A 23,557-nucleotide genomic window follows, 5' to 3' on the forward strand; every position below is an offset into this window, starting at 1 on the left:
CACCCGTTATTTTTTTTTGCGTTTCTTAAAATGTTAATCAGGGATGGTATGTCGGAGAAATGTCTCGGACTTACTGCTGAACTCATTAACATTAAAGTGCGCATATGAAAACCAACACTCGCAAACATGCCATTACCACCAAAACAGCCAGCCACGCGAAATCTGAAATTCATCGCGCGGTCGATTTTCTCTCCCAACAACCTGCTAAAACGGTTCAAATAACCTCAGTTTTGTTAAAGTCTGATCCAAACAATCCGTTAATATGGGTTATTCATGGTCGCGCTTTGGAAAAGACGGGTGACTTTTATCAAGCGGAAGAAAGTATTAATAAAGCTTTAAATATTAAAGCGGATTATGATGAGGCTTTATATGCTAAAGCCAACCTACTTTATAATCGTGACCGACTGGAAGAATCTGAGTTATTCCTCGTGGAAGCGCTACCTAAGTTGACTGGCGAGGCTTCCCGCCCTTTACGTGCTTTGTTAGCAACCGTACTGCAAAAACTAAAAAAATATGATGAAGCAATCGAGATGTTTCAAAAGTTAACGGAAGAGGATCCGAATAACTGGTTGTACTGGAATAACTTGGGTATGATATTCCAGGATGTGGCTAAGTTTGAAGAAATGGACGTTTGCTATTTAAAAAGTTGTGAGTTGACTAAAGATAACCCAATTACTTTTTTTAATCACATAGTTGGTTCTCATTACAATCCAGAAAGAAATGCCGAGCAAATTCTTGAGCTGTGTCATAAATGGCAAGAGCGCTTCCCTTTAGAGAAAAGAAGTGTACGGGCTACCGCTACAAATAAAAAGTTAAATAAAACTTTACGCGTTGGGATGATTTCGGATGGTTTTCGTTCACATCCTGTCGGGAATATGATTACGATTGGTTTGTCGCATATACCTGAATCACACATTGACTTTTACGCTTATAGTACTAACTTTTCTCACGACCATATTACTGATAAAATCCAACGCCTATGTAAAAAGTGGCAAGTAATCAGTGGATTGAATGATGCAGCGGTCGAAAAAAACATTATTGATGATGAAATTGATATTTTATTCGACCTGTGTGGATATAATGCCAATAGCCGCATGCAATTATTCCAAAAGGGTGTTGCTCCAATCCAAATAAAATGGGTGGGTGGGCTAATAAGTAGTACAGGGTTAGAGAATATGGATTATTTGCTCAGTGATCATGTCGAAACGCCTGATGGTTCAGATGTGCTATATACTGAAAAGCTGATACGTTTGCCGGGCGATTACATTTGTTATGATCCGCCTTACTATATGCCATCTATTAGTAACCCACCAGTGGTTGATAATGGGTATATTACATTCGGATGTTTCAACAACGCATCAAAAATAAATGAGCCGTTGTTAGGTCTATGGGCGCATTTAATGCATCAGGTTCCTGACTCACGCCTGTTCTTGAAAAGTTTTAACTTTAAAAATGAATCACTAGCTGAAAGTATTTTAGGCACGATGGAGACACTTGGCATCGCCCGTGACCGAATTATACTTGAAGGTGCGTCACCACATCGTGAATTACTTGCGAGTTACAATAAAATTGATATCGCCTTAGACCCGTGGCCATATTCCGGGGGGTTAACAACATGTGAAGCGATGGCAATGGGGGTTCCTGTTGTCACCTTACCAGGCCCAACGTTTGCTGGGCGTCACTCTGCATCGCATCTAGTCCATGCAGGAATGGCGGAATTGGTTGCTGAAGATGCACAAAATTATGTTGATATTGCCGTAGGACTCACTAAAGATATAAATAGTCTAAGTGTAATTCGTCAGCATCTGCGCGATATATTGTTGTCATCACCTGTTTGCGATGGGAAAGCTTTCGCAAACGGATTTTCAGATGCCATGAGAGCTATTTGGCAGCGTCATTGTGAAGGGAAGGATCCAGCAGCACTTTCGCTGCGAGGTGGGGAGCTTCCGGTATTTGCTGATAGTTCAACTTCCGTAACTCTTTATCATCCAGTTGTTAATTCAAATCCAATTATTCAAGCTAGAAACAGTGAGTTTGAATTTAAATTGGATGGAAAAGTCATCATGATGGATTATGGTTCGGTGCTAACCCGTAGTGGAAAGTTCATGGATTTAACCGCAACTGAGGCTATTCATTGCATTGTGATGGATGCGTTGGGAGAAGTTGAAGGCAATGACCTGCCATTTGATCGGAAGAACTTGCAGCACATTAAATTACATATGTTGGGTGATGGCCAAGATACACCTGTCTACATGTGCCTTGATGGTAAATACAGTAGCGATTTAAAAGCTTTAGCTTCAAGCGCTAAATCGGATGGATGGGCTGCAAATAAGATTATTACTGAACTTTTGGTACCCTCGTCCAAACTTGACGAAATTCACGGGCTTAACCGCTTAGATTGGTTAGTATTGGATAATCGTTTCAATTTACGTAACGTATTTGCTTACGGCGAAACGATGTTGAAAGGTGCCTTGCTTATATCAGTTAATTATCGCTTTGAGCTTACACATGAAAATCAAATGCGTTTTGATGAAATTATGGATTCAATGGTACAGCGTGGTTTCGTATTCCATAGCGTTAATAGTGTTAAAAATGCACCGCCGATTGTGATGGAAGGACATGGTTCGTTTGAATCTTCGCAAATATTAGCGATGCAATTCTTGTTCATTCCTTGCAATGAGCGTTTGTCTTCACTTAGCTTTTCTCTGCGCGAAAAACTCGCCTTTATCCTACACGCAGGATATCAGTTACATGATGTTGCAGCGAGGGTATTACAATTTAGTTCAAATGAGCGCGCTATTACTTACACCAAAGAAATGGCGTCCGTTTTGGAAAAAGCAGTTGCAACGCCAGAGATTGGTAAGAAACACACATTGCCTGGAAAGTTGATTGTTAGTTTGACTTCCTATCCTAAGCGTTTTGCTACTTTGCATCTAACATTGCAATGCTTAACAAAACAGTCAGTTCGACCAGACCGGATCATACTGTGGATTGCCGAATCTGACCGTTCTCAGTTGCCGAACAACGTGCTTAGCTACAATGATAAAGGTGTGGAAATTAAATATTGTGATGATATTAAATCATACAAAAAAATTGTTCCTACCCTAGTCGAAGAAGCGAATGCCTTTATCGTAACTGCCGATGATGATTTGGCATACAAAAATGATTGGCTAGAGAAGTTGATCGGTGCCTGGGATGGTGACTATAAAACTGTAGTTGCGTATCGTGCACATAAAGCGCGCCTTGATGCTAATGGCATGCCTGTAGATTATAAAAACTGGGAATGGCAATATGCCAATAACGTAGATCGTTCAGGATTAATCTTTCCAACGACTGGCTTCGGTACGTTATATCCCCCGCACTGTTTCCATCCGGATGTGATTGACAAAGATATCTTTGAAAAATTAGCACCTAATACTGATGATGTTTGGCTCTACTGGATGTGCCGTCTGAACGGCGTAAAATTCAAAGTTGTCGGTGGAAGAATGGAGATTGGTGAATGGGAGGGGACTTCTGAGAGTGCACTTTGGCATAGTAATTTATTAAATGGTCAAAATGATAAAAACATCGGAAATATGATTTCCCATTACGGATTCATAAATGATGATAAAGTCACTTCGGCTGACGAATTTTGCTCATCAACGACCTTGTTTTCATTTTCGCATGAAAATAGATTGATTTATATGAACTTGCCTAATCAGCAAGATTTCATTCAAAACGTGATAAAGTCTCATCGACGTTTCTATGAGCCTGAAATGTTGGCCGATATCGCGGCACGAACTAAACCGGGTTCTACCATACTCGACATCGGTGCCAATATTGGAAACCATTCGGTCTATTTTGGATTGTTCTGCAATGCTAATAAAGTTTTCTCGTTCGAACCGCAAGGTGAAGTTTATGACACGTTGTCAAAAAACATAAAGCTGAACTTCTTAGACAGCAAAGTCACAGCATTCCAAATGGGATTGGGTAGCTACGAAACGACAGCAAAATTAGGATCTGTTGATGCTAGAAATATCGGCATGACAAAGCTTGAGGTCAGCGAAAGTGGTGGCATTAGAATCGCAACTCTTGATTCAATGACGAAAAATGAGCCAGATAATTCGATTTCCGTTATTAAAATTGATGTCGAGGGGATGGAAATGGAAGTGTTAAGCGGTGCAGTTAACACGCTTCAACGTCACAGCCCGGTAATTTATGCTGAAGCGGGTACAGAACCAGAATTTGAATCGATTTCGGTGTTTCTGGCCAAGTTCGGTTATTTACCGACTAAGCGTTTCAATGCTACTGCTACCTATTTGTTTGAAAAATTTAAATAATCTATAATTGTGGCGTGTTAAAAACGCCCTTTGAAATTCAAAGGGCGTTATAATTTTGAATAATCGTTTTAAAGGGGTTGCCAAGGGTTTCTGTTGCCCTAATTCAAATTAAACTGTTTCAAAGCTCCCAATTTCCCCCATCCCCCTATAACTCCAAAAAAGTAACCATCCTGTTACAGTCCCGCACAGAATTGCCGATAACTTCCCCAGAATCATTCCCATTTTTTTTGCACGACTTTTTCTGTTTCTGGGGTGTCTATGCGCTTCAATTATGACTTGTTACCGGGTGAGCTACTGACCTTCGAAGAGATCGCGTTGCGCTATGCGCAGCAGCATCCTGATGAGAAAGAACTCACCGCACGCGGGTTGCTGAGCCCGTCGACCAGCTTTCGCAATTTGGTGATCCGTGCAGTGTTCGCGCAGGAGGAGATCAACAGTCCCTTGGAGGATCTGCTGTTCGTCTCTGACGATAACGAGCGCAAAAACTATCTGCGTCGTTTTGAGCACTATCTCAAAAGCCAACAAGCTTTCCTTTATTTTCGTCGTAACGATGAAATAAAGAAGGAAGGGCGCTGGAAGGTGGTGGGCGAAACCCAGGTTTACGCCATGCTCGATCCTAACTCGGCAGAAGCGCAGAACCTGCTCACCAGTCGGGGCTTCAAACTAGTGTTGATGCGACAGACGGAAGAGGAGGAGTACTGGCAGCTGTTCGATCCCCATGCGCACCCTTGCTTCCCACTGTCGCGCAAAATTCAGTTTCTGGTGGTGCTGAGTACGCCGCAGCATAAAGTGCCGACGGCGGTGATGCCAGGCACAGAAGTCGGGCGTCGCGTTAAGGCTAAGGTGTTCCAGCGTGCCAGCCAGGCGGAGTTCAGTTCGGCGGTGAAGGCACGCTATGGCGCCTGTATCATAACCGGCACGCAGCTTACGGAACGTCACAGCTGGCCGTGGGTGGAGGCCTGCTATATCGATACCCAGGAAAATGAAGAAGGTTTTCTTGCCGATAACAGCGTCGATAACGGATTGTTCCTGCGCAGTGACTTACAGCGTCTGTTTATCAACAAAATGATAAGCATTAACGCCGAAACCGGGCAGGTGATGTTTAATCCGGCACTGGAAACAGAAGCGCCGATTAGCGATTTTTATCAGACACTTGATGGCAAAACCTGTGCTCTGTGGGACGCGGTGCCGCCTGGCACGCGGCTACGGCTAAAAAACCTGCGCTAAAGAAACCCTGAATGGCGGTGTATTCCACCGCCATCCATAACAAATTTGAAATAACCTCGCTTTTGCCCGCCTATTCTGCCAATCGAAACCCCTACAGAATTGGATAATCATGCCGATAACTTTATTAACGCAGGGTAGTCATCGTGAACGATCTCTATACGCCCGAAGGCGTGATGGATAAACATTCGCTCTGGCAGCGCTACGTTCCTCTGGTGCGACACGAAGCGTTGCGCTTGCAGGTACGTTTGCCAGCCAGCGTTGAGCTTGACGATCTGCTGCAGGCCGGTGGCATTGGTTTATTGAATGCCGTGGAGCGCTACGACGCGCTGCAAGGCACCGCCTTTACCACCTATGCCGTGCAGCGAATCCGAGGGGCGATGCTGGATGAACTGCGCAGCCGCGACTGGGCACCTCGTAGCGTGCGTCGTAATGCGCGCGAGGTGGCCGGTGCTATGCATCAGGTAGAACAAGCGTTGGGGCGCTCGGCTACTGAGCAGGAAGTGGCTGAACAGTTGAATGTTTCGCTGGAAGAGTATCGGCAGATTCTGCTCGATACCAATAACAGCCAACTCTTCTCCTACGACGAGTATCGGGAAGAACACGGTGACAGTGCGGAGCTGGTGACGGAGGGGCATGAAGAAGCCAACCCGCTTCATCAGTTAATGGAAGGAAACCTGCGTGATCGCGTGATTGAAGCCATCGAGGCATTGCCCGATCGTGAAAAATTAGTGCTCACACTGTACTACCAGGAAGAACTGAACCTGAAAGAGATTGGCGCAGTGCTGGAAGTGGGGGAATCCCGCGTCAGTCAACTGCACAGTCAGGCGATTAAACGCCTGCGTGCCCGGTTAGCGGGGGCGCGCTGACAGACTCAGTACCTGGCATCGAAAAAATAAAAATACCGGGGACTCAGCAATGGGAGCCAAAGCCAAAGCCAGACCTTTAAGTCGTTATCTTAAAGACTATAAACACAGCCAAAGCAACTGTTCACATTGTGGCAAAGTTTTAGATCGTATGGCGTTAGTGTTTCGTGGACAGATCATCAATAAAGAGGCCATCGCGCGGATGGACCAGATGATTGATGACCAGGTATGGATGAAACTCCAGCCGGAACTGACCGCGTTATGTCGTTTCTGCAGCGATATTTTTTGTAATACCCATCCTAATTACTTCGACATTATGGCGTTCAAACAGTATCTGTTTGAGCAGACCGAGATGAGTCACAGCACCATTCGCGAGTATGTGGTGCGGCTGCGTCGTCTTGATGACATGCTGAAAGCGAAAAATTTCCCGGCCGACAGATTACGGGGCAACAGCTGGCATGAATGCCTGGAAAACGATTTGCCGGATGCGGGTAACAACAATTACCGCATCGCACTGCGTAAATATGACCAGTTTTTAGGCTGGCAGCAGGGCTGATTGCGATCCTGCCCTTGTTGTTGCTGAGCATAGCAGCAACAGGGGACGCACTCGCAGAATTCCGGGTGCGACTTTTCTCATCTTCTGCAACACTGTATGGATAATTGCACATTGCCCGAATGGAGGCTGCATTGTCTTTACATCTCTTGCACCAGTTCCCACGTCTTGAATTACTCGGTGCACCTACGCCGCTTGAGCATCTGCCACGGCTTTCTGATTATCTCGGTCGCGATATCTTTATTAAGCGTGATGACTTCACGCCTGTGGCAATGGGCGGCAACAAACTGCGTAAACTTGAATTCCTGGCGGCCGATGCGCTGCGCGAGGGCGCGGATGTCCTGCTGACGGCGGGCGCGATTCAATCCAACCATGTGCGCCAGACGGCGGCGGTGGCGGCGCGTCTTGGCCTCAAGTGTGTGGCGCTGCTGGAAAATCCGATTGGCACGATCTCAGAAAACTACCTCACCAACGGTAATCGCCTGATGCTCGACCTGATGGATGTCGAGGTGGTGATGGTCGATGCGTTGCACAACCCCACTGAACAGCTGGCCGAACAGGCTGAACGTCTCGAAGCCCAGGGTTTCCGTCCTTATATTGTGCCGGTTGGCGGTTCCAACGCACTGGGCGCGCTCGGTTACGTGGAGTGTGCGCAGGAGATCGCGCACCAAAGCGAAGGCGTGGTGGATTTCGCCGCTGTGGTGGTTGCATCGGGCAGCGCCGGCACCCATGCAGGTTTAGCGGTAGGTCTTGAGCAGTTGCTGCCTGATACCGAGCTGGTCGGTGTGACGGTTTCACGCAAAGTCGACGCGCAGTTGCCGGTGGTAGAGCGCATTCGCAGCGCGCTGGCTGAACAGTTGGAAGTGCAGACGCACGCGCCGATCACGCTTTGGGATGACTATTTCGCGCCGCGTTACGGTGAACCCAATGATGAAGGCATGGAAGCGGTGAAACTGCTGGCGCGTCTTGAAGGCATCATGCTGGACCCGGTCTACACCGGTAAAGCGATGGCCGGATTGATAGATGGCATTGCGCAGAATCGTTTCCGTCGTGAAGGGCCGCTGCTGTTTATTCATACTGGCGGCGCGCCTGCGTTATTTGCTTATCATCCTTCGGTCTAAGGCTAAGATAAAAAAGGTTTATAATCCGGCAGCTGTTGTTCTGGCCTGAAATGGGCCTGAATGCAGCGCCAATAACGAAAAGGCGGCAAATCCCGGTTTCGCCGCCTCATAGCACACAACACATCACAATAATGGGGTAAACATGGCTTTCTCTCCAATTCGTCGCCAACTGGTGATGGGCATGATGGCGGTCGCGCTGGTCGCGGGCGTTAACGTTAAAACGTTCGCCGCAGAAGATCTGCTGGCACAGGTGAAGAGCAAAGGTGAGCTGCGCGTGGGTCTGGAAGGCACCTATCCGCCGTTCAGTTTCCAGGATGAGAGCGGCAAGCTGACTGGTTTCGAAGTGGAGTTTGCGCAAGAGCTGGCGCAACACCTTGGCGTCAAAGCGGATCTGAAACCGACCAAGTGGGATGGCATGCTGGCGGCATTGGATTCTAAACGTATCGACGTGGTGATCAATCAGGTAACGATTTCACCCGAGCGTAAGAAGAAGTATGACTTCTCCACGCCATACACCATCTCTGGCGTTCAGGCGCTGACGATGAAGAAAAATGCTGGCAGCATCACCAAGCCAGAGGATCTCTCTGGTAAGAAAGTCGGTGTCGGCCTGGGGTCTAACTACGAACAGTGGCTGCGTGACAACGTCAAAGGCGTCGATATCCGTACCTATGATGATGACCCAACCAAATACCAGGATCTGCGTTCAGGTCGTGTTGATGCCATTCTGGTGGACCGTTTAGCGGCGCTGGATCTGGTGAAGAAAACCGGCGACACCATGGCGGTAGCGGGCCCGGCCTTCTCTCGACTCGAATCCGGCGTGGCGCTGCGTAAAGGCAATGACGACCTGCTGAAAGCCATTGATGCAGCGATTGCAGACATGCAGAAAGATGGCTCGCTGAGCAAACTCTCTGAGAAATGGTTCGGCGCGGACGTCACTAAATAATGCAGGAAAGCTTACAACTGGTGCTGGATTCAGCACCATTCTTACTCAAAGGCGCGCTGTTCACGCTGCAGCTGAGTATCGGCGGGATGTTCTTCGGTCTGGTACTTGGCTTTGTGCTGGCGCTGATGCGCCTGTCACATTTCTGGCCAGTAAACTGGCTGGCGCGTATCTATGTGTCGATTTTCCGTGGCACGCCGCTGATCGCCCAGCTGTTTATGATCTACTACGGCTTGCCGCAGTTCGGTATCGAGCTGGATCCTATCCCATCAGCGATGATTGGTCTGTCACTCAATACCGCCGCTTACGCCTCTGAATCCCTGCGTGGCGCGATTGCGGCGATTGAACGTGGGCAGTGGGAAGCGGCGGCCAGTATCGGCATGACGCCATGGCAAACCTTGCGTCGCGTGATCCTACCTCAAGCGGCACGTACCGCTTTGCCACCGCTTGGTAATAGCTTTATCAGCCTGGTGAAAGACACCTCGCTGGCGGCCACCATTCAGGTGCCGGAGCTGTTCCGTCAGGCGCAATTGATCACCTCACGTACGCTGGAAGTGTTCACCATGTATCTGGCTGCCTCGCTGATTTACTGGGTAATGGCGACGGTGCTGTCGGCATTGCAAAATCGCCTGGAAGCGCATGTGAATCGACAGGATCGGGAGGCGAAATGAGTGCGATTGAAGTACGTCAGCTGGTCAAGCAGTTTCACGGCCAGACCGTGTTGCACGGCATCGATCTGGATGTGGCACCGGGTGAAGTGGTGGCGATTATCGGGCCAAGCGGTTCGGGGAAAACCACCTTGCTGCGCAGTATCAATCTGCTGGAAGTGCCCGATAGCGGCCGCGTCACGGTGGGTAATATCACCATTGATGCCAGTATCGGGCTCAACAAGCAGAAAGAGCAGGTTCGCCGTTTGCGTCAGCAGGTGGGTTTCGTGTTCCAGAACTTCAATCTGTTCCCGCATCGTTCAGTGCTGGAGAACATCATTGAAGGGCCGGTGATCGTGAAGGGTGAACCGAAAGCAGAAGCCGTGGCGCGAGCCCGCAGCTTGCTGGAGAAGGTCGGTCTGCACGGCAAAGAGGAGAGCTTCCCGCGTCGCCTTTCTGGCGGGCAGCAGCAGCGTGTCGCCATTGCGCGTGCGCTGGCGATGCGACCGGAAGTGATTCTGTTCGATGAGCCAACTTCGGCGCTGGATCCTGAGCTGGTGGGTGAAGTGCTGAATACCATCCGCGCGCTGGCGCAGGAGAAACGCACCATGGTGATCGTTACGCATGAGATGAGTTTTGCGCGTGACGTGGCCGATCGGGCGATCTTTATGGATCAGGGCCGTATCGTGGAGCAGGGCGCAGCGAAAGAGCTGTTCAGCCATCCGCAGCAGGCACGCACCCGCCAATTTCTTGACAAGTTTCTTAACCAATAGTCTCAAGCGTCGTCTGGTTCTGACGGCGCTTTCTCTTTTCTCATCTGAATCCCTTCTCTCAGTTTCCTCTGAAAATTGTCAAAGAACTTTCAATTAACCATCTGAAAAATAATGTTTTATTGCCTATTAAATTTTGCTGGCAAGGAGCAGAAGGATTTTTAAGACGCCCCCGATTGAGACATCTTAGTAAATATAAATAATTCTTTACAAATTCATGGCGCAATCAGGATCATAAAATGACACATGCCAGAAATGAAGTCCTCTGGATCAACACGTTAAAAGGTGCCTGCATCTTGCTGGTGGTGTTGCACCACTCGATTATCACCACTTTCGCTCCCTCACTGCATCACCTCACGGCCGGCATGGTCCCCGCGCACTGGTGGGTGACCTTCAATACCTATCTTTCACCGCTGCGTATGCCCGCTTTTTTCTTTGTCTCAGGCCTGCTGGCGGCCAGTTCGATCGTCAAAAAGAGCTGGAAAGAGGTGTTCACCAAGAAGTTCAGCAATATCGTGTATCTCTATTTGCTGTGGGGGGTGATTCAGTGGCTGAGCATTCACTATATCTCCACGCACCTCGGTGAGCGGCTGTCCAGCACTAAAAACGCTGCCTATGCCGACACGCCGTTTGAGTTCCTTAAACTGCTGCTGACTTCCATGACCAGCCTCTGGTATCTGTACGCGCTGGCGGGCTTCTTCCTGTTCACCAAGCTGTTCCACCGCCAGAAAATGGCGCTGATGGCACTGGCGATTGTCGCGACCTACGCTGCGCAGTTTAGCCTGATCCCTGGTTGGGGGCCGGCCAGCGTGGCGCAAAACTATCTCTACTTCCTGCTCGGCGTATTCTTCAGCCAGTCTTTGATTGAGATGAGCCAGCTTAAGCGCCAACACTGGCTACTGCTGGCAGGCATCGCGGTGATTGGCGTGGTACATCATGTGGGGGGCATCTATAAAAACCCGTTCTACAGCCTGCTGACCATCGTGTTTGGTATCGTCGTGTGCCGTTTCCTCAATGAGCGCCTGAACATGGCGTGGCTGAACTGGATTGGCCGTAACACGCTGCAGATTTACGTACTGCACCGCATCTTCATAGAGTTGCTGGGACTGAGCGCGATTGCCCTGGCGCTGCATTACGGCTGGTTTGGTCATGCGGCCTTCAGTTGGGCATGGGCGCTGCTGATGCCGATGACGGGCGTGGCGCTCTGCGTGACGATCTCACTGGCGGTGTGGTCACTGCTGAATCGCGGTCCAGGCAGAATGTTATTCATCTATCCGCGACTGTTGAGAAAACCCGTGCCAGAGACAAAAGCGGCACCGCTGCAATAATCAAAAAGGGCCAGTTCGCTGGCCCTAATTATTTTCTCTTAGCACAATATTAATATCCGCGTTTATCCATCTGCCACATATCATAATTGTCCGAATAAAATTTGATTTTAATTTGGTTTGTTTGTGATGGATTGTTCTTAATTTCCCTGTATTAATTGCTAACCTTATTTCCCTCGTCATACCCTTAGTGACTCTAATTTGGGAAGATATTGTTAGCCTGCTTAGCATTTGATTAGTGTCTGGAACTGTAAAGTATTGTTATATCAGGACCAGTAAAAAACTTTTAGGACTTTCGCTAGAGTCATCCCCCGCCAGCTTGTTTAATAATCGTTGAATAACCAGAAATGCATCATTGTTTATTTCCTCATACTTCTCCTTAAAGACCTACACAGCAGCGGGAGTTAATCATATGAATAACGCCAGGAAAGAAGATATTGCATGGGTCAATACCCTAAAAGGGGCCTGCATATTGCTGGTGGTGTTGTACCACACCGTATTACCCGGATTTGAAGGAACGGTGAAATTATTGACGGCGGGTTGGATACCGGCAGAAATATGGGTGCAGTTTAATACTGTTTTATCTCCGCTGCGTATGCCAGCCTTTTTCTTTGTTTCGGGCTTGCTGGCAACCAACGGGATTCTTAATCGTCCGTGGAAGCAGGTATTTACCAGTCGTATTACCAACCTGTTCTATCTCTATATTTTGTGGGGCTTTATTCAGTGGTGGTCGATTGTGGGTATCTCGACAGAGATTACCGGCCAGCGTATCTCACACAATCTGAATGCCGCCTATGCGGGTTCACTGTTTGAGTTCCTGAAACTGACGTTTATGGCGATGAGCACCTCGTGGTATCTGTACGGACTGGCACTGTATTTCCTGTGTGCGAAGATCTTCCACAAACAGAAAGTGGCGTTGCTGGTGGTCGCGGTTGCGCTTAACTATCTGGCGGTGGAGAAGATCATTCCATACTGGGGACCGCAAAGCGTGGCGCAGTACTTCCTGTTCTTCCTGCTGGGCGCGTTCTGGAGCCCGCTGATGCTGCGTATGAGCGAATGGCGTCGTGAAAATCTCGTGCCATGGGCGCTGCTGGCGACGGTATCAGGGATTCACATTATCTTCGGTCTGGATAAGAGCCTGTTCCTGTGCATCATCGCGGTGCTGGCGAGCGTGGCGGCCTGCCGCTGGCTTAACGCGCACTTTAAGATGACGTACTTTAACTGGATTGGCCGTAACACCCTGCAAATCTACGTGATCCATCGTATTTTCATTGAGTATTTTGGCATGTCAGCGATTCTGTTCGCTCAGCGCCATCATCTGTTTGACTATGCCTGGTTCTCCGTGTTGTGGGCATGTTTCTATCCGGTGGCGATTGTGGGGATTTGCTCGCTGCTGTCGGTGGCGGTGTGGTCTGTCACCAATCGCGGGTTGGGGCAGTCGCTGTTTGTCTTCCCGACCTTGATTGGTATGAAGCGCAACAAGTCTGTGGCTTAAGCTCAAAGTACAAAACAGTAGCGCCGCAACAAGTGGATATACTCGTCGCGGCGCGCCATGAAAAAGGGCCCTTGCGGGCCCTTATCTTTTTAACCAATGGTCATCAGACTGGCGTTACCACCCGCTGCGGCGGTATTTACACTAAGTGAGCGCTCTATCAGCAGACGTTCCAGCAATAGATTGGTTTCGCCACGCGCGAAGCCCTGCACCGAAACAATCGCGCCGTCACGCGCAGCAACCTGCTCGCACAGCACACGTAACTGATCGGCGTCACCGTGATAGATCACCGCATCAAACCCGGCGGCCAGCAAATCTTTCACCAACACCACGTGTTTTTGCACGGCGGCAGGTAGTGATTTGCGCAGTGCGCGATGCAACTCATCATCCTGCCAGATTGCCTGACTGCCCACGCTGGTCACTGCTGCCAGTTGCGTCAGTGCGTCCTGCTCGTTATCCGCAATACAGAGGACATGATCGCGCGGCAGAAGCGTGAAGGTGTTACGTTCACCGGTTGGGCCAGGCAGCAGTCGCACCGTACCCGCCTGCGCCAGCTCGTCATAACGCTGACAGAGTGCCAGCAGTTCAGGTTTATCCTGCGCCCAGCTCTGCAATGACTGGTGCGCGCTCATCAGCTCAGCACGTACGGAACTGTCGACTGGACGTTCGGCATCCTGACGATCGAAGGTCTTACGCAGTGCACTGTCTGGGCGGTTTGCCAGCAGGCGATAGAGATACAAAGGACCGCCGGCTTTTGGACCGGTGCCAGATAAGCCTTCACCACCAAATGGCTGCACGCCGACCACTGCGCCGACCATATTGCGGTTTACATACAGGTTACCGACCTTGGCACACGCCGTGACCTGCGCGATGGTTTCATCGATACGGGTATGCACACCCAGCGTCAGACCGTAACCGGAGGCGTTAATCTGATCGATCAGCTGTGGCAGGCTGTTACGCGCATAACGCACCACGTGCAGCACTGGGCCAAACACTTCTTTATCCAGATCGCTTACCTGACCCAGCTCGATCAGGGTTGGCTTGATAAAGGTGCCGCTGGTCCACTCTTTGCTGTCTTGCGGATTGTCCTGCGCCGCCTGATACACGGTGAAACCTTTATTGCGCATCGCCTGAATGTGGCGCTCGATGTTACCTTTGGCTTCGGCGTCGATTACCGGGCCGATATCCGTAGAGAGACGTTCCGGATTGCCCATGCGGCATTCGGCCATCGCGCCACGCAGCATTTTCAGGGTGTGATCGGCGACATCATCTTGTACGCACAGCAGACGCAGCGCCGAGCAACGCTGTCCGGCGCTGTCAAAGGCGGAGGCAACGATATCGACCACCACCTGCTCAGTCAGCGCCGAAGAATCCACGATCATGGCGTTCATGCCGCCGGTTTCAGCAATCAGCGGCGTTGGGCGGCCTTGCGGATCGAGACGACCCGCCAGATTGCGTTGCAGCAGCGTCGCGACGGCGGTGGATCCGGTGAACATCACACCGCGTACTCGCTCGTCACCCGTTAACTGTGCACCGACAGTCTCGCCCTGGCCCGGCAGCAGTTGCAGCACACCTGATGGCACGCCCGCATCCAGCATGATTTGTACCGCCTGCGCGGCTATCAGCGGCGTCTGCTCAGCGGGTTTCGCCAGCACGCTGTTACCGGCTGCCAGTGCTGCAGCAATCTGACCGGTGAAGATCGCCAGCGGGAAGTTCCACGGGCTGATGCACACCACTGGGCCGAGCGGACGATGGGTTTCGTTATCGAAATCATCACGCACCATACCGGCGTAATAATAGAGGAAATCAACCGCTTCACGCACCTCGGCAATGGCGTTGTTGTAGGTCTTACCTGCTTCACGCACCAGCAGGCCAATCAGCTGCTGCATCTGGCCTTCCATCGCTTCGGCGGCGCGCTCCAAAATGGCTGCACGTTCTTGTGGCGGGGTGGCAAACCAGATTGGACCGGCATTTACTGCGGCATCCAGCGCTTCCGAGACTTCTGCTTCGCTGGCATCGCGCACGCTGCCCACCACATCGGCTGGCGCAGAAGGGTTGAGTACCGGACGGCTCACGCCGTCACCCAGCTCACCTTCGACCAACGGCTGGGCAATCCATGGCTGGCTGGCGCTATTGAGCAGGGCGCTGGAGAGTGATGCCAGACGATGTTCGTTAGCCAAATCCAGACCGGCTGAGTTGGCGCGCTTATCACCATACAGATCGCGCGGCAGCGGGATTTTCGGATGCGGTAAACCGACTGCGCCTTCGGTCAGCGCCATCTTCTCCACCGCAGAAACCGGATCGGCAACCAGCTCATCCAGCGGCAGGGTGTTATCCGCGATGCGGTTAACAAACGAGGTGTTGGCCCCGTTTTCCAGTAAGCGACGTACCAGATAGGCGAGCAGGGTTTCATGGGTGCCGACCGGTGCGTAGATACGGCACGGACGGTTCAGTTTGCCGTCTGCCACTTTGCCGACCACCTGCTCATACAGCGGTTCGCCCATGCCGTGCAGGCACTGGAACTCGTACTGACCCGGATAGTAGTTATTGCCTGCCAGCTGATAGATCGCTGCCAGCGTGTGAGCGTTATGAGTAGCAAATTGCGGATAGATCAGATTCGGTACCGCCAGCAGTTTGCGGGCGCAAGCCAGGTAAGAGATGTCGGTGTACACCTTGCGGGTATAAACCGGATAACCTTCCAGCCCATCAATCTGCGCACGTTTGATTTCGCTATCCCAATACGCGCCTTTCACCAGACGGATCATCAGGCGACGGCGGCTGCGTTGGGCGAGATCGATCAGGGAGTCGATCACAAACGGGCAGCGCTTCTGGTATGCCTGAATCACAAAGCCAATCCCGTTCCAGCCGTCCAGTTCCGGCTCGAAGCACAGTTTTTCCAGCAGATCGAGCGACAGTTCCAGACGGTCTGCTTCTTCCGCATCGATATTGATACCAATGTCGTAAGAGCGCGCCAGTAAGGTCAGTGATTTAAGGATCGGATATAGCTCTTCCATCACGCGTTCATACTGCGCGCGGCTATAGCGAGGATGCAGGGCCGACAGTTTGATCGAGATGCCTGGACCTTCATAGATGCCACGGCCATTGGAAGCTTTACCAATGGCATGGATCGCCTGCTGATAGGACACCAGATAAGCTTTGGCATCACTGGCGGTCAGCGCTGCTTCACCCAGCATATCGTAGGAGTAGCGGAAGCCTTTCTCTTCCAGTTTGCGCGCATTGGCCAGTGCTTCCGCAATGGTTTCGCCGGTGACGAACTGCTCGCCCATCAGGCGCATCGCCATATCCACGCCTTTGCGGATCAGCGGTTCTCCACTCTTACCAATAATGCGATTAAGTGAACGCGACAAGTTGGCTTCATTGTGAGTCGATACCAGACGTCCGGTAAACAGCAGACCCCAGGTTGCGGCGTTAACGAACATCGACGGGCTGCGGCCCAGATGCGACTGCCAGTTGCCATTGCTGATTTTGTCGCGAATCAGCGCGTCACGAGTTGGTTTGTCGGGAATACGCAGCAGCGCTTCCGCCAGACACATCAGCGCCACGCCTTCCTGCGAAGAGAGGGAGAACTCTTGTAACAGGCTTTGCACCATTCCGGCGCGCCCGGTTGCACCTTTTTGGTGACGCAACTTATCCGCCAGGCTATAAGCCAGCTGATGGGTTTTCTCGGCCAGCGGGGCAGGGAGACGCGCCTGCTCCAGCAGCATCGGTACCGCATCCGTTTCCGGACGACGCCACGCAGCGGTGATGGCAGAGCGCGTGACCGACTGCGGCAAAATATGTTCAGCGAAGTCGAGGAAGGGCTGGAATGACTCGTCTGTCGTGCCTTCTTCACTGGCGGCGTCGGCGAGCTGGAGGGGAATTTCCGGCAAAGATTCACCGGCTTCCAGCTGTGAAAGGTAGTTAAAAATCGCCTGTTTGATCAGCCAGTGTGGGGTGCGGTCAATTTTACCTGCCGCCAATTTAATGCGATCGCGGGTGGCTTCATCCAACTTCACCCCCATGGTGGTCGTTCCCATGATTTCCTCGTCCTCAAAATATGATTCAACATCAGCGTGGGCTGCACTATCACTCATGTTGCAACTTTGTGCAACCATGTTAAATGTGACCTGAGTTGCACGTTTATCAGCACTTAAAATCGGTCATGTGAAGAAACGGCACAAAACTTGCTGCAAGAAGCTCGCCAAAGTTGCAACTCCCGTCAACGAGAGCACTCTCATGTTGAATTAGGTGCAACTCAAAGTGTGAGCGTGTGCAACCTATTGGCATTAAATCAGCGAAGTCAGGTGAAACCATTGTGACAGCTGTGTTAAATGCATTGTGCGCGCCGCCCCTTTGCGGCAGGATACCGCGCCTTAAGAGAAATCGCTTTCTCTGGATGCGGTAAAGCCCTGATGCCATCACGTTCCGATGGCTCAGGAAAAAAGATTTCTCTTAACGGATTAAATAATAAGTGGAGAGAGTATGAGTATGAGTACACCGATGTTGGTGACCTTTGTAATTTATATCCTGGGAATGGTGCTGATTGGCTTTATTGCCTACCGTTCGACCAAAAACTTTGACGACTACATTCTGGGCGGACGCAGTTTAGGCAGTGTGGTCACCGCACTGTCAGCGGGTGCATCAGATATGAGCGGTTGGTTGCTGATGGGTTTACCCGGCGCCATCTTCCTTTCCGGCATTTCAGAAAGCTGGATCGCCATTGGCCTGACCATCGGTGCCTGGCTTAACTGGAAAATTGTGGCAGGTCGCCTGCGCGTGCAGACCGAGCATCACGATAATGCCTTAACGCTGCCGGACTTCTTCTCCAGCCGTTTCGAAGACAAAAGCAAGTTGCTGCGTGTTATCTCCGCTGTAGTTATTCTCATCTTCTTCACTATTTATTGCGCATCAGGCGTGGTTGCGGGTGCACGTCTCTTTGAAAGCACCTTCGGTATGGATTACCAAACTGCGCTGTGGGCCGGTGCTGCTGCCACCATTCTTTATACGCTGGTGGGCGGATTCCTGGCGGTGAGCTGGACCGATACCGTGCAGGCCAGCCTGATGATCTTCGCGCTGATCCTCACCCCGGTGTTTGTGATTATCGCGGTAGGTGGCCTGGATGATTCACTGGCGGTGATCGAAGCAAAAAGTCTTGAAAACCTCGACATGCTGAAAGGGCTCAACTTTGTTGCCGTTATCTCCTTACTCGGATGGGGCCTGGGTTACTTTGGACAACCGCATATCCTGGCGCGCTTTATGGCGGCGGATTCACATCACTCGATTCGCACTGCACGTCGCATTGGCATGACCTGGATGATCCTGTGCCTGGCCGGTGCCGTGGCGGTGGGCTTCTTCGGTATCGCCTACTTCCAGAACCACCCTGAGCAAGCGGCAGGCGTAAGCCAGAACGGCGAACGCGTGTTCATTGAACTGGCGCGTATCCTGTTTAACCCGTGGATTGCTGGCATCCTGCTGTCTGCGATTCTGGCAGCGGTGATGTCCACCCTAAGCTGCCAGCTGCTGGTGTGCTCAAGCGCCCTGACAGAAGATCTCTACAAAGGCTTCCTGCGTAAAAATGCCAGTCAGAAAGAGCTGGTGTGGGTAGGGCGTTTAATGGTGCTGCTGATTGCGTTGATCGCCATCGCGCTGGCGGCCAATCCGGAAAACCGTGTGCTCGGCTTAGTCAGCTATGCATGGGCGGGCTTTGGTGCTGCCTTCGGTCCGGTTGTTCTGTTCGGCGTATGCTGGAAACGTATGACCCGCAATGGCGCGCTGGCCGGGATGGTGATTGGTGCACTGACGGTGCTGCTGTGGAAACAGTATGGTTACACCGAACTGTATGAAATCATTCCTGGCTTCATCTTCGCCAGCATCGCGATTGTGGTGTTCAGCCTGATCGGCAAAGGCCCATCAAAAGAAGCACAAGCGCGCTTCGCCGCCGCTGAAGCTGAATACAACACCAAGTAATTCTGTCTCTGACACACTAAGCCCGCCCGTATACGGCGGGCTTTTTTTATGGAATCGACCAGGCTTCAGCATTCCCTTCAAAGCAATGACATAGTTAGTCGTCCGATAAAGGCCATTCCGGGGAGCGAAGCGTCCGCGCCATGGACGGCGCGGCCGATCTGCAGGGATGCGTGGTTTCTTCGCGATCGGGATGGCCTTTAGTGGACAATGCGCTGAACTCAAAGCGACACCTCTGCACTGAACCTGAAGCGATAACTCTGCACCGAACGTGCAGCGAAAACCCGGCACTGAACCTGCAGCGATATCCCGGCACTGAGCTTGCAGCCACACCCCAGCACTGAATATTTATCTGAACGCTGAAATCCCCATCACCCATTTTCAGTGAATCCGTATTACAGCCCGCAAATGAGAAATAATTTCATTCAGTGACTTGTAATTTTACCCGCGATAATGATAATCGATATCGTTTGCACTTTACGTATTTTTACCTAAGGTTTACCCTCCTTAACAATCAAGAGGTTGGTGATGTTCGTACCGTTTCTCATTATGCTGCGTGAAGGTCTTGAAGCAGCTCTCATCGTCAGCCTGATTGCCAGCTACTTGAAACGCACCCAGCGCACTCAGTGGTTCCCCGCGATGTGGGCGGGTGTCTTCATTGCCGCGGCACTCTGCTTAGGCCTTGGCATCTTCATCAATGAAACCACTGGCGAATTCCCGCAAAAACAGCAAGAACTGTTTGAAGGCATCGTCGCGGTCGTCGCGGTGGTCATCCTCACGTCCATGGTGTTCTGGATGCGCAAAGTCTCACGTAACATCAAAGCCACACTGGAACGATCGGTCGATCAGGCATTGCAAAAGCAGGGCGGCGGTGGCTTCCCGCTGGTCCTCATGGTCTTTCTGGCCGTGGCGCGTGAAGGTCTTGAATCCGTCTTCTTCCTGCTGGCGGCTTTCACCCAGGATGTTGGCTACGCGCCGCCGATTGGCGCGGTGCTGGGCTTATTAACGGCGATTGTTTTGGGCATGCTGCTCTACTACGGCGGCATCCGCCTCAACCTGGCGAGCTTCTTCCGCTGGACCAGCTTATTCATTCTCTTTGTTGCCGCAGGTCTCGCGGCAGGTGCGATCCGTGCTTTCCACGAAGCGGGGCTCTGGAACCACTTCCAGGACATTGCTTTCGACCTCAGCAACACGCTCTCCACCCACTCGGTGGTCGGTACGCTGCTGGAAGGCATTCTCGGCTATCAGGAAACGCCAAGCGTCAGTGAAGTGGCGGCCTGGCTTATCTACCTGATTCCGGCGCTGCTGCTGTTCTTCTTCCCGGCGCGCCCAACGGCCAGTGCTGCGCGCACCACACGCTGAAATTAAATCAGGCGCGATTGCGCGTCTGTTCTTCCATGTAACAGGGATATCACTATGACGATTCGCTTCCGCCGTAAGGCGCTGTTGGTTTCAATGCTGGCTCTCTCAGGCGCCGCATCTGCTGCATCCATCCCGCAAGTCACGGTTACCGTCACTGACAAACAGTGTGAGCCGATGTCACTCAATGTGCAGGCGGGTAAAACCCAGTTCATCATTAAAAACAACAGCCAGAAAGCGCTGGAGTGGGAAATCCTGAAAGGGGTGATGGTGGTAGAAGAGCGTGAAAACATCGCGCCGGGTTTTAGCCAGAAACTGACTGCGAACCTCGAAGCGGGCGAATATGACATGACCTGTGGCTTGCTGACCAACCCGAAAGGCAAATTGGTGGTATCGGGTGAGTCGAAAACCGCTGCCAAAGGTAAAACCGACATCATGCAGCTGGCTGGCCCAATCACAGACTACAAAACCTACGTGATGAGCGAAGTCAAAGAGTTGGTGGCGGGCACTCAGGCCTTCACCGATGCGGTTAAAGCGGGCGACCTGGAAAAAGCCAAAGCGCTGTACGCACCAACCCGTGCGCACTACGAACGTATCGAACCGATTGCAGAACTGTTCTCCGATCTGGACAGCAGCATCGATGCCCGTGAAGATGACTTCGAGAAAAAAGCGGATGATCCGAAATTCACCGGTTTCCACCGCATCGAAAAAATCCTCTGGGCCGACAAAACCACCAAAGGTGCAGAAGAGTTTGCGACTAAGCTGAATCAGGACGTGCTGGATCTGCAGACCCGCATCAGTGAACTGGCCTTCCCTCCGGCGAAAGTGGTCGGTGGCGCAGCTGGCCTGATCGAAGAAGTGGCGGCCAGCAAAATCTCGGGTGAAGAAGATCGTTACAGCCGTACCGACCTGTCCGACTTCCAGGCTAATATCGACGGCGCACAGAAAATCGTTGATCTGCTGCGTCCACAGTTGCAAAAAGCTAACCCGCAGCTGCTGGCGAAAGTCGATGCTAACTTTAAGAAAGTCGACAGCATCCTCAGCAAATACCGCACCAAAGACGGTTTCGAATCTTACGAGAAACTGACTACCGCTGACCGCAATGCGCTGAAAGGGCCGATCACCACTCTGGCGGAAGATCTCTCCCTGCTGCGCGGAACTTTAGGTCTCGACTAATCATGAGCCATAAAAATGACGCGGCAGAGCCGTCGCGTCGTCGTTTATTGCAGGGGTTAGGTATGTTGGGCGGCGCGGCCGCCCTGAGTGGCGGTTGTCCATTCCATACGGCAGCCGCGGCTGACAGCTTCTCTCCTGGCACGGTTGCACCCGATGCGCGCCAGCAAGCGCAACCTTTCTACGGCCCGCATCAGGCTGGCATTATCACCCCGCAGCAAGCTTCGATGATGCTGGTGGCCTTTGACGTCTTAGCCAGTGATAAAAGTGACCTCGAGCGTCTGTTCCGTCTGCTAACAGCGCGCTTCGCTTTCCTGACAAAAGGAGGCGCCGCGCCAGTTGTCACCAACCCGCAGCTGCCGCCAATGGATTCCGGCATTCTTGGCGCCGATATCGCACCCGATAATCTCACCATGACGCTGTCCGTGGGCACCTCGTTGTTTGATGAGCGCTTTGGTTTGAGTGCACACAAACCGACGCAACTGCAAAGCATGACGCGCTTCCCCAACGATTCGCTGGATGCCGATCAGTGTCACGGCGATCTTCTGCTGCAAATCTGCGCCAATACGCAAGATACGGTGATACACGCACTGCGCGACATCATTAAGTACACGCCCGATCTGCTGGCCGTGCGCTGGCGGCGCGACGGCTTTATCGCCGACCACGCCGCACGCAGTCACGGTAAAGAAACGCCGATCAATCTGCTGGGCTTTAAAGATGGCACCGCTAACCCTGACACGCATAATCCTGCGTTGATGGATCAGTTGCTGTGGGTCACTGCAAATCAACAAGAACCCGCATGGACGCAGGGAGGCAGTTATCAGGCGGTGCGTATCATTCGTTTCCACGTTGAAATGTGGGATCGCACTCCACTGGGTGAACAGCAAACGATATTCGGTCGTGAGAAACTTTCCGGTGCGCCGCTGGGCATGAAAGAGGAACATGACGTGCCGGATTACAGCAAAGACCCGGATGGCGATGTCATCGCGCTGGATGCGCATATCCGTCTCGCTAACCCACGCACGCCGGAAACCGACAGCAGTTTAATGCTGCGCCGGGGTTACAGTTACTCCTCAGGGATTACCGGTTCGGGGCAGCTAGATATGGGACTCTTGTTCGTTTGCTATCAGCATGATTTAGCCAAAGGCTTTATCACCGTGCAAAAACGTCTCAATGGCGAAGCGCTGGAAGAATATATTCGTCCGATTGGCGGCGGATACTTTTTCGTTTTGCCCGGCGTCCCTGACGAAAAACATTACCTTGGCCAGCCTTTACTGCAGGCCTGATTAATAAACGCACCGTGCCAGCACAGCGATAAGGTTGCGCTGGCGCTTTTTTCACCGACCGTAAACTTTCCCCTGGTCGCTTCCTGTTCCGAATGTTCCGAAAAAGTTCGTCGCACGTCAAATAATCCATCTAACTGAAAATGCGAGATAATTTAATTTAAGACGAAAATTCTCGTGCTTCGCTTATCTGTTTTTCTTTGTCGTGACGTAAAAATACTGTTGCAAAGCAAGGTTAATATGATGCACTTTACTCATAAGCGTTGTCAGTTGTGTGGCTAAGTCCACTGGAGTTCGCGCATGACCCGGTCCTTCTATGGACAGTTAAATACACTTCAGCTAGCGCAGTACACTGCGGGGGATTTCTTCCCTCCAAAGTATCCTCTTCACTTTTCAATTATCGTTTCCGAACTAACGCCAATTCTCTACCGGTGCGCTTCAGCGCTTCGTCGTTGTTGCACACTATTTTCAATGGCCAGACCCGGCTTACAAGGAAGCCAAACAAACCTCTAAAGCGTTCA

General features: G+C 51.4%; 15 protein-coding genes. 14 read left to right on the plus strand and 1 reads right to left on the minus strand.

Annotation, left to right across the window (positions count from 1 at the left end; genetic code table 11):
- Positions 1–104 precede the first annotated feature (104 nt).
- The 10 genes from FD737_RS04220 (at position 105) to FD737_RS04265 (ending at position 13,260) form a co-directional block, all read left to right on the plus strand.
- Complete coding sequence (locus FD737_RS04220) at positions 105–4,319, plus strand: FkbM family methyltransferase (RefSeq protein ID WP_160832794.1); 4,215 nt, start codon at positions 105–107, stop codon at positions 4,317–4,319.
- Between the two features lie 258 nt (positions 4,320–4,577).
- A complete protein-coding gene (locus FD737_RS04225) occupies positions 4,578–5,546 on the plus strand; it encodes an HNH endonuclease signature motif containing protein (RefSeq protein WP_160832795.1) in 969 nt (322 codons plus the stop codon).
- Between the two features lie 143 nt (positions 5,547–5,689).
- The gene (locus tag FD737_RS04230) at positions 5,690–6,412 is read left to right on the plus strand and encodes an RNA polymerase sigma factor FliA (protein WP_038646384.1); all 723 of its coding nucleotides are present in this window, start codon (positions 5,690–5,692) and stop codon (positions 6,410–6,412) included.
- A gap of 49 nt (positions 6,413–6,461) precedes the next feature.
- Positions 6,462–6,965: a flagella biosynthesis regulatory protein FliZ gene (gene fliZ, locus FD737_RS04235; protein ID WP_034824353.1), complete on the plus strand. Its 504-nt coding sequence runs from the start codon at positions 6,462–6,464 to the stop codon at positions 6,963–6,965.
- A gap of 131 nt (positions 6,966–7,096) precedes the next feature.
- The gene (locus tag FD737_RS04240; protein ID WP_160832796.1) at positions 7,097–8,083 is read left to right on the plus strand and encodes a D-cysteine desulfhydrase; all 987 of its coding nucleotides are present in this window, start codon (positions 7,097–7,099) and stop codon (positions 8,081–8,083) included.
- A gap of 142 nt (positions 8,084–8,225) precedes the next feature.
- Complete coding sequence (gene tcyJ, locus FD737_RS04245; protein WP_034824352.1) at positions 8,226–9,026, plus strand: cystine ABC transporter substrate-binding protein; 801 nt, start codon at positions 8,226–8,228, stop codon at positions 9,024–9,026.
- Entirely contained in the window at positions 9,026–9,694 is a 669-nt protein-coding gene (tcyL, locus tag FD737_RS04250; RefSeq protein WP_045815117.1) for a cystine ABC transporter permease, read from the plus strand. Before tcyJ ends, tcyL begins: the two co-directional genes overlap by 1 nt.
- The gene (tcyN, locus tag FD737_RS04255) at positions 9,691–10,443 is read left to right on the plus strand and encodes an L-cystine ABC transporter ATP-binding protein TcyN (RefSeq protein WP_034824347.1); all 753 of its coding nucleotides are present in this window, start codon (positions 9,691–9,693) and stop codon (positions 10,441–10,443) included. Before tcyL ends, tcyN begins: the two co-directional genes overlap by 4 nt.
- Positions 10,444–10,679: 236 nt before the next feature.
- Positions 10,680–11,768 carry an acyltransferase family protein gene (locus FD737_RS04260; RefSeq protein ID WP_097116808.1) on the plus strand — a complete coding sequence of 363 codons (1,089 nt, stop codon included), beginning with the start codon at positions 10,680–10,682 and terminating at the stop codon, positions 11,766–11,768.
- A gap of 409 nt (positions 11,769–12,177) precedes the next feature.
- Positions 12,178–13,260, plus strand: coding sequence for an acyltransferase family protein (locus tag FD737_RS04265; protein ID WP_160832797.1), 1,083 nt, complete (start codon positions 12,178–12,180; stop codon positions 13,258–13,260).
- An 89-nt stretch (positions 13,261–13,349) separates the two neighbouring features.
- Here the strand turns inward: FD737_RS04265 and putA are convergent, their stop codons facing one another.
- Complete coding sequence (gene putA / locus FD737_RS04270) at positions 13,350–17,294, minus strand: trifunctional transcriptional regulator/proline dehydrogenase/L-glutamate gamma-semialdehyde dehydrogenase (RefSeq protein ID WP_160832798.1); 3,945 nt, start codon at positions 17,292–17,294, stop codon at positions 13,350–13,352.
- Between the two features lie 445 nt (positions 17,295–17,739).
- Here putA and putP point away from each other — a divergent pair, with 445 nt between their 5' ends.
- From putP to efeB, 4 genes are all read left to right on the plus strand, one after another.
- Positions 17,740–19,224 (plus strand): sodium/proline symporter PutP, encoded by a 1,485-nt coding sequence (gene putP / locus FD737_RS04275; protein ID WP_097116811.1) that lies wholly within the window; start codon positions 17,740–17,742, stop codon positions 19,222–19,224.
- Between the two features lie 525 nt (positions 19,225–19,749).
- Positions 19,750–20,583 (plus strand): iron uptake transporter permease EfeU, encoded by an 834-nt coding sequence (efeU, locus tag FD737_RS04280; RefSeq protein WP_058959854.1) that lies wholly within the window; start codon positions 19,750–19,752, stop codon positions 20,581–20,583.
- A gap of 54 nt (positions 20,584–20,637) precedes the next feature.
- A complete protein-coding gene (gene efeO, locus FD737_RS04285; RefSeq protein ID WP_097116813.1) occupies positions 20,638–21,756 on the plus strand; it encodes an iron uptake system protein EfeO in 1,119 nt (372 codons plus the stop codon).
- 2 nt (positions 21,757–21,758) lie between these two features.
- Entirely contained in the window at positions 21,759–23,039 is a 1,281-nt protein-coding gene (efeB, locus tag FD737_RS04290) for an iron uptake transporter deferrochelatase/peroxidase subunit (protein ID WP_097116814.1), read from the plus strand.
- The last annotated feature ends 518 nt before the right edge of the window (positions 23,040–23,557 follow it).

Origin of the sequence: Pantoea sp. Seng (assembly GCF_009829935.1) — a bacterium.
Taxonomy (GTDB): domain Bacteria; phylum Pseudomonadota; class Gammaproteobacteria; order Enterobacterales; family Enterobacteriaceae; genus Pantoea; species Pantoea communis.